Raw genomic sequence first — 6,648 nt, 5'->3', positions numbered from 1 at the left:
GAATTTTTGTCGTTAATATATAATATATCTGGCACATCAACGTGCTGAATGGTTATTGGGCACCGCTAAAAATTCAATTTTGAGAGCAGCCTGCTCACCCCGTTTCGGCATTACTCGAAAAATATCGCTTGCTTCTCAACTATATGCCGCGCTTAAACTTTTTACTCGCGCCTTGTCTTACCTGGAAACTTGAATTTTTAGAGGTACCATAAAGTCAGCATCTCAGGGAGATTTCCGATATTACGTCGTATTACTTATTATGTTTCTTCATCCACTCACTGGCCCGTCGCTGAGCTTCGGCAATTTGATCTGGCGTCATAAATGATTCCACAATCCCCAAACCACTGCCTATATCTGCGTCATCACCCAGACCAGAAATATTGTTGACCCATTCACCCGCAACTTTAAACCACTTGCCACCCGCGCCAGCAATATTGAACCATTTATGTGCTTCGATGTAGTCCTGGGGAACGCCCAAACCCATGTCGTACATGACGCCAAGATTGTTCTGGGCCTCCACATCGCCTTGTTCTGCGGCCTTGTTCCACCAATAAACTACTTGCTCAGTATCTTGAGAAACGCCTATGCCGTTGTCATACATGAATCCCAATTTAAATTGCGCGTGTACGACGCCTTGCTCTGCAGCTTTGCGATACCAGATCACAGCTTGCTCGTCATCCTGCACAATCCCGTTACCTTCTTCACACATAAGGCCCATTTTGTATTGGGCCTGCGCAATCCCCTGCTCTGCAGCCTTGCTAATCAATGACACAGCCTGTTTATAGTCCTGCGTAACGCCATGGCCTTTTTCATACATAATGCCCAGCGTGTATTGTGCTAATGCATCTCCTTTCTCTACAGCCTTGTTATACCAATGCAAGGCCTGCTCGTAGTCTGGTTCAACGCCCTGCCCTTTGTAATACATAACACCCAAATTGAATTGAGCCTCTGCAAAACCCTGGTCTGCGACTTTACGATACCAATGCATAGCCTGTTGATAGTCTTTTCTAATCCCTTGACCATCGGCATACATACCCGCCAGATAAAATTGCGCTTCTACATGGCCATGCTCCGCTGCATTTTTTAATGATGCAGCAGCATTGATATAGTCCTTGCGGTCGATTAATTTCATCCCGTCCTCATAAGCCTTAGCCAAAGCTTGAGGTGTCAGTACTGCCATGAAATCCCCCTTTCTATTGATAGTTGCATATTTTTTCTCCTGGAATTCAAGTTGTAGCAAAATGAACAATCACAATGTATTGTAGCGCACCTTTCTTCCTGACGATTATGGCTCTATTATGCAATTTTTCAATTTTGCGTTCGGTCATTTGCGAATCCTGCGAATCGAGATGCAATATCCCGAACGCCTTGCGCTGCACATCTTCAAAACATAGGAGTATTAGTTGAGCGTTAATTATGATGAATCATCCTTTAAGGTTCTGCGAGGTCTAGAACCCGTACGTCAGCGTCCTGGTATGTATACAACACTGGACAATCCCAATCACATCGTCACCGAGGTAGTCGATAACGCCTGCGATGAGGCCTTGGCCGGATTCGCCAAAAATATCACCGTAACAGCATTTGCTGATGGTTCCGTGTCCATTCAGGACGATGGCAGAGGAATTCCCGTTGGCATCCATCCAGAGGAAGGTGTTTCGGTCGTCGAGGTAGCATTTACCGTATTGCACTCCGGAGGCAAGTTCGATAAGGATGCCGGTGGCGCATACAAGTTTTCAGGCGGGTTACACGGTGTCGGCGTCGCAGTAACCAACGCCCTTTCAGCGGCTGTTGAAATCATCGTGCAGCGCGATGGTGGCGAGTACAGGATACGCTTCGACAATGGGGTCGCGCTGAAACCACTTTTCAAACAGGGCGAGTGCCCAAAACGCAAGACCGGCACCACCGTAAGGGTGTGGCCAGACACCAAGTATTTCGATGCGCCAACTATCAATATGGTGCAGCTGGAGCGTGTCCTGCGTTCTAAAGCGGTATTGTTGTCAGGCGTAAATGTTACTTTTAATATCGAAAGTACCGGCGAAACCAAATCTTGGTCTTATCCTGATGGCCTGCGCGGCTATCTGACCGAGGCATTGTCCTCTCAGGAAGAAGATAGCATGCTTGCCGCACCCATTTTTTCAGGGGAGCGCTTCATCCCAAAGGGCGGGGACGATAACTTCGCTGAGGGCGAAGGTGCGTCATGGGCAGTTGCCTGGACTGAAGAAGGTGCCATCACCAGAGAGTCCTACGTAAACTTGATTCCAACCTGGTCTGGCGGAACACATGATTCTGGTTTGCGTGACGGCGTTTTCAATGCCGTTAAGAGCTTCATCGAGCTGCACGGCATGATGCCGAAAGGGGTAAAGCTGACCTCTGACGATGTGTTCAATCGCGTCAGTTTCGCTCTCTCCACAAAGGTACTAGACCCTTCATTCCAAGGGCAGACAAAAGAAAAATTGATATCGCGCAACGCATTGAAGCTGGTCTCGACGATGGTCAGTGACCCGCTCTTGCTGTGGCTGAACGAAAATATCGCGTATGGCAAGCGCATCGCAGAAATTTCAATCAAGCAGGCGCAGAGCCGAATGAAATCGGCACAAAAAGTGGAGAAAAAGAAAGGATCTTCTTTGGCCGTGCTGCCAGGCAAGCTCACCGATGCGGCAGATTTCAATCCTGAACGGAACGAACTATTTCTTGTTGAGGGGGATTCCGCTGGCGGCTCTGCCAAGCAGGGGCGCAATAAAGAATTTCAGGCTATTCTTCCGTTGCGCGGTAAGGTACTCAACACCTTCGAGGTCGACCGTAACAGACTGTTCGCCAATGCGGAAGTGCATGATATCGCCGTGGCGATCGGGGTGGACCCACACGGAATGAATGATAAAGTTGACCTGTCTGGTCTGCGCTACAAAGGTATCTACATTATGTCCGACGCTGACGTGGACGGTTCCCATATTACAACTTTGCTATTGACGATGTTCTTCCGACATTTTCCTCGAGTAGTCGTGAACGGAAATATCTTCCTCGCGCAGCCGCCCCTGTTCCGCGTTGATGTTCCTGCTCAAGGCAAAAAGCCAATGCGCAAGATATACGCATTGAATGAAGGCGAACTTGTGTCAATAGAGGATCACTTGAGAAAAGACAAAATACGCGAAGGAGCTTGGTCAACCTCACGCTTTAAAGGACTAGGCGAGATGAATCCTGATCAACTGTGGGATACAACCATGAACCCAGATACGCGGCGAGCGTTATGTGTTGAGCTGGACAACACTTCGTTTGCAGCGACGGAGAAAATCATGACCATGCTCATGGCTAAACAAGAGTCAGGCTCAAGGAGAGCTTGGCTCGAATATCACGGGAATGAAGTAAATGTCGATGTCTGATCTCAAACAAACCCAACTATTTAACAGTGCTGATGAAGAACAGCCATCAGGTAAAATAAATATCACGGACGAACAAGATATTACCGAACCTGTTGCAACCAATGGCGGTGGCGGAAATATTCGCCAGTTTTCTCCGCTTCCGCCGTTACCCGATGGTGATTCAGTGCCACTTGCACAGTATGCCGAGCGTGCTTATCTGGAATACGCCGTTTCGGTCGTCAAGGGTCGTGCCCTGCCGGAGGTGTGCGACGGTCAAAAGCCTGTTCAAAGACGTATTCTTTACGCTATGCGTGAAATGGGGCTGGCTCACAATAGCAATTATGTTAAATCTGCACGCGTCGTGGGTGAAGTTCTGGGTAAATTCCATCCGCACGGCGATTCATCTGCCTATGAGGCGATGGTGCGCTTGGCTCAAAGCTTTTCCCTGCGCTACCCACTGGTCGATGGTCAAGGAAACTTCGGCTCACGCGATGGCGACAACGCGGCGGCAATGCGCTACACGGAAACTCGCCTGACACCCATCGCTGATCTGCTGCTGTCTGAGCTAAACATGGGTACGGTCGACATGAAAACCAACTATGATGGCCATTTCCAAGAGCCAGCCATGCTGCCTGCACGACTGCCCATGGTGCTGCTCAACGGCGCATCCGGTATCGCCGTGGGCATGGCTACGGAAATACCTTCGCACAACCTGCGAGAAGTCGGTACGGCGGCCGCGCTGTGCGCCAGAAACCCGGATTGCTCTGATGAAGAACTACTAGCCTCGATTTCTGGCCCAGATTTGCCAAGCGGAGGACAAATTATTTCCTCGGCACAGGACATAAAAGAGTGCTATAGAACTGGGCGCGGCTCGCTGAAGATGCGCGCCCGATGGAGAATTGAGGACATGGCACGTGGCCAGTGGCGTGTGGCTATCTACGAGCTACCACATGGCATTTCCACCAAGAAAGTATTGGAGGAAATCGAAGAGTTGACGACTCCAAAGATCAAGTCCAACAAGAAAACTTTGACACAGGAACAAGCGCAAAACAAGCAACTTCTTTTATCTGTGCTGGACAGGGTGGCCGACGAGTCAGACAAGGACCATGCTGTTCGCCTGGTGTTTGAACCAAAATCCAGCCGACAATCAGCTGATGAGCTGATGAGCATACTGTTGGCGCACACTAGTCTTGAAAGTTCACTTCAGCTCAACATGGTGATGATTGGCATCGACGGGCGACCGAAACAAAAGCCTATCACCGAAATTATTCGTGAGTGGGCACAGTTCCGCGTGGCCACGGTACGCCGCCGTTGTGAACATCGACTTGCCCAGGTCAATGATCGTATCCACATTCTGGATGGACGCATGACGGTCTATCTCAATCTGGATGAAGTGATCGCCCTGATCCGTTCATCTGATGAGCCTAAAGCGGCACTGATAGCTCGATTTTCGCTATCCGAACGGCAGGCCGATGACATTCTTGAAATCAGGCTGCGGCAATTGGCCAAGATGGAAGGCATCAAGATCGAGCGCGAGCTGCAACAATTGAAGCGCGATAGCGAGGAACTGAACAAGCTTCTTGGTTCTAATTTGTTAATGCATAAACTTGTAGCAAAAGAAATCAATGACGACATAAAGACTTTCGGTGACGATCGCCGCACCCTCATCAAGCAGGCCGAACGCGTCACGTTGACCACCCAGATCGTAGACGAGCCAATAACGGTAATCATTTCCAAGAAGTATTGGGGACGAACACGACAGGGGCATGGTCTCGATCTGTCTGGTGCTTCCTTTAAGGATGGCGATGAATTACGCAGGGTTTTCGAGTGCCGCACAACCGATCAGTGCGTTGTGATTTGCAGCAACGGCAGAGTGTGCAGCATCCCAGTACACCAACTTCCGTCCGGTCGTGGTGAAGGCGTGCCACTGAACTCGTTAATAGACATGGCATCTGGCGTAATAATCGTTCATGTTTTGTGCGGTGCGGCCGAACAAAACGTATTTTTGTCCACTTCTGCTGGTTACGGTTTCACTTGTACAATCGGGAATATGCTTGGCCGCAACAAGGCTGGAAAGCAATTCATCAATATTGCTGATGCACAAATTCTTCCTCCCGCTCTGTTCACTCCATCTGAGCAATCACTGATCATCGCATCAAGCCGTTCGGGTCGGTTGCTTGTTTTCGCTCTGGCTGAAATGAAGCAGCTTTCAGGTGGTGGCAAGGGGGTCGTAGTAATGGGTATCGCGGATGGCGATGAGATGGCTGCAGCAATCATAGTGGCCAAGCCAAAGGTCACTGTCATTACCAGTAACGGGAACCGCGAGCAGTCGATTAATCTATCAGATACTGATCTGCCAATTTATTTTGGCAAACGAGCCAGAATGGGCAAGACGCTTCCAATGAAAGCAAAGTCATCTGTGATTTTGCTGAAGCCATAGAAACTTGAATTTTTAGAGGTGCCCTTTAAAATTCTATGGCTTTAAAATTCTATGGCTTTTCGATAGCCCGCTTTTGATTCGCCCCCAATGTGGCTTCTTTCATGTTAAATCTGAGCTATCCACCAAATTTAACGTTAATACCCGTGAAGAATAAAATATCGTTTTTCTTAAGTGGGGCTGTTACAAAACCGTCATATCGATCTTGCAACGTCACACTTAAGCTCAATGTTTTGTTCAGGGCCACCAGCAGGCTAGCATTAAACGTGGCGCGGTTTCCTGTGTTGTTTAAACTACTGTTTATTACCAGACGTTGCGAAAAGCTGACAGTTTCACTCAGTTTGTTGGTTGATTCTTCACCGAATAGCACCTCTGCTGCATTGAGGCTGGTTCTCAACTGATTATTGATATATATACCTGATCCGCTGTATTTGTCGGACTTATAACTAAATCCGCTAAAGATATCAAATTGATGATCTTCCGACTTTATTAGATGGTAACCCAAGCCGCCACTGACCACGCTGCGCAAGGCCAAAAGTTTAATTTGGTCATGATTTAAATTAAGCCCGCCAAAGCCGAACACATGTGGCGAAATATTGTGGTCATAGCGAGTACTGACAGCCCACTGGTTGGCTGTAGTAGAGGTAAGTCCATTGCTTTCAGAACGACTTCCAAGAATCTGGCTATTTAGTGTCAACTTGTTGACCGGTGTCACGCGTGCGGCATCAGCTGTAAGATTAATACTGCTGCTGCGAGTATTACCGGAAGAAATTGACAAAGCTGCCCCACCACTTCCTCGCCATTTACCATCTCGTTTCACTTCGTCTGCTTGCGCGTTTCCCCAAGTTCCAATGA

4 protein-coding genes are annotated in these 6,648 nt (G+C 48.6%); 2 read left to right on the top strand and 2 right to left on the bottom strand.

Translation table 11 applies throughout. The features are described 5' to 3' along the window. Positions 1 to 250 precede the first annotated feature (250 nt). Positions 251 to 1,180, bottom strand: coding sequence for an SEL1-like repeat protein (locus tag MJ770_RS08635; RefSeq protein ID WP_239252109.1), 930 nt, complete (start codon positions 1,178 to 1,180; stop codon positions 251 to 253). Positions 1,181 to 1,403: 223 nt separating this feature from the next. Here MJ770_RS08635 and MJ770_RS08630 point away from each other — a divergent pair, with 223 nt between their 5' ends. Both MJ770_RS08630 and parC read left to right on the top strand, forming a co-directional pair. Beyond that, on the top strand, positions 1,404 to 3,377 hold the full coding sequence (locus MJ770_RS08630; RefSeq protein WP_239252072.1) for a DNA topoisomerase IV subunit B: 1,974 nt from the start codon (positions 1,404 to 1,406) through the stop codon (positions 3,375 to 3,377). Beyond that, positions 3,364 to 5,796, top strand: coding sequence for a DNA topoisomerase IV subunit A (gene parC / locus MJ770_RS08625; RefSeq protein ID WP_239252049.1), 2,433 nt, complete (start codon positions 3,364 to 3,366; stop codon positions 5,794 to 5,796). Before MJ770_RS08630 ends, parC begins: the two co-directional genes overlap by 14 nt. A 115-nt stretch (positions 5,797 to 5,911) precedes the next feature. Here the strand turns inward: parC and MJ770_RS08620 are convergent, their stop codons facing one another. Continuing rightward, complete coding sequence (locus MJ770_RS08620; protein ID WP_239252032.1) at positions 5,912 to 6,613, bottom strand: DUF481 domain-containing protein; 702 nt, start codon at positions 6,611 to 6,613, stop codon at positions 5,912 to 5,914. Between the last annotated feature and the right edge of the window lie 35 nt (positions 6,614 to 6,648).

The organism is Candidatus Nitrotoga sp. M5, assembly GCF_927904885.1.
Lineage (GTDB): Bacteria > Pseudomonadota > Gammaproteobacteria > Burkholderiales > Gallionellaceae > Nitrotoga.
Note: the sequence above shows the minus strand (reverse complement) of the source record. Positions and strands in the feature narration are given on the sequence as shown.

Coding starts and splice junctions, on each gene's coding strand:
- parC (WP_239252049.1), top strand. CDS start 3,364: ATGTCGATGTCTGATCTCAAACAAACCCAACTATTTAACAGTGCTGAT.
- MJ770_RS08635 (WP_239252109.1), bottom strand. CDS start 1,180: ATGGCAGTACTGACACCTCAAGCTTTGGCTAAGGCTTATGAGGACGGG.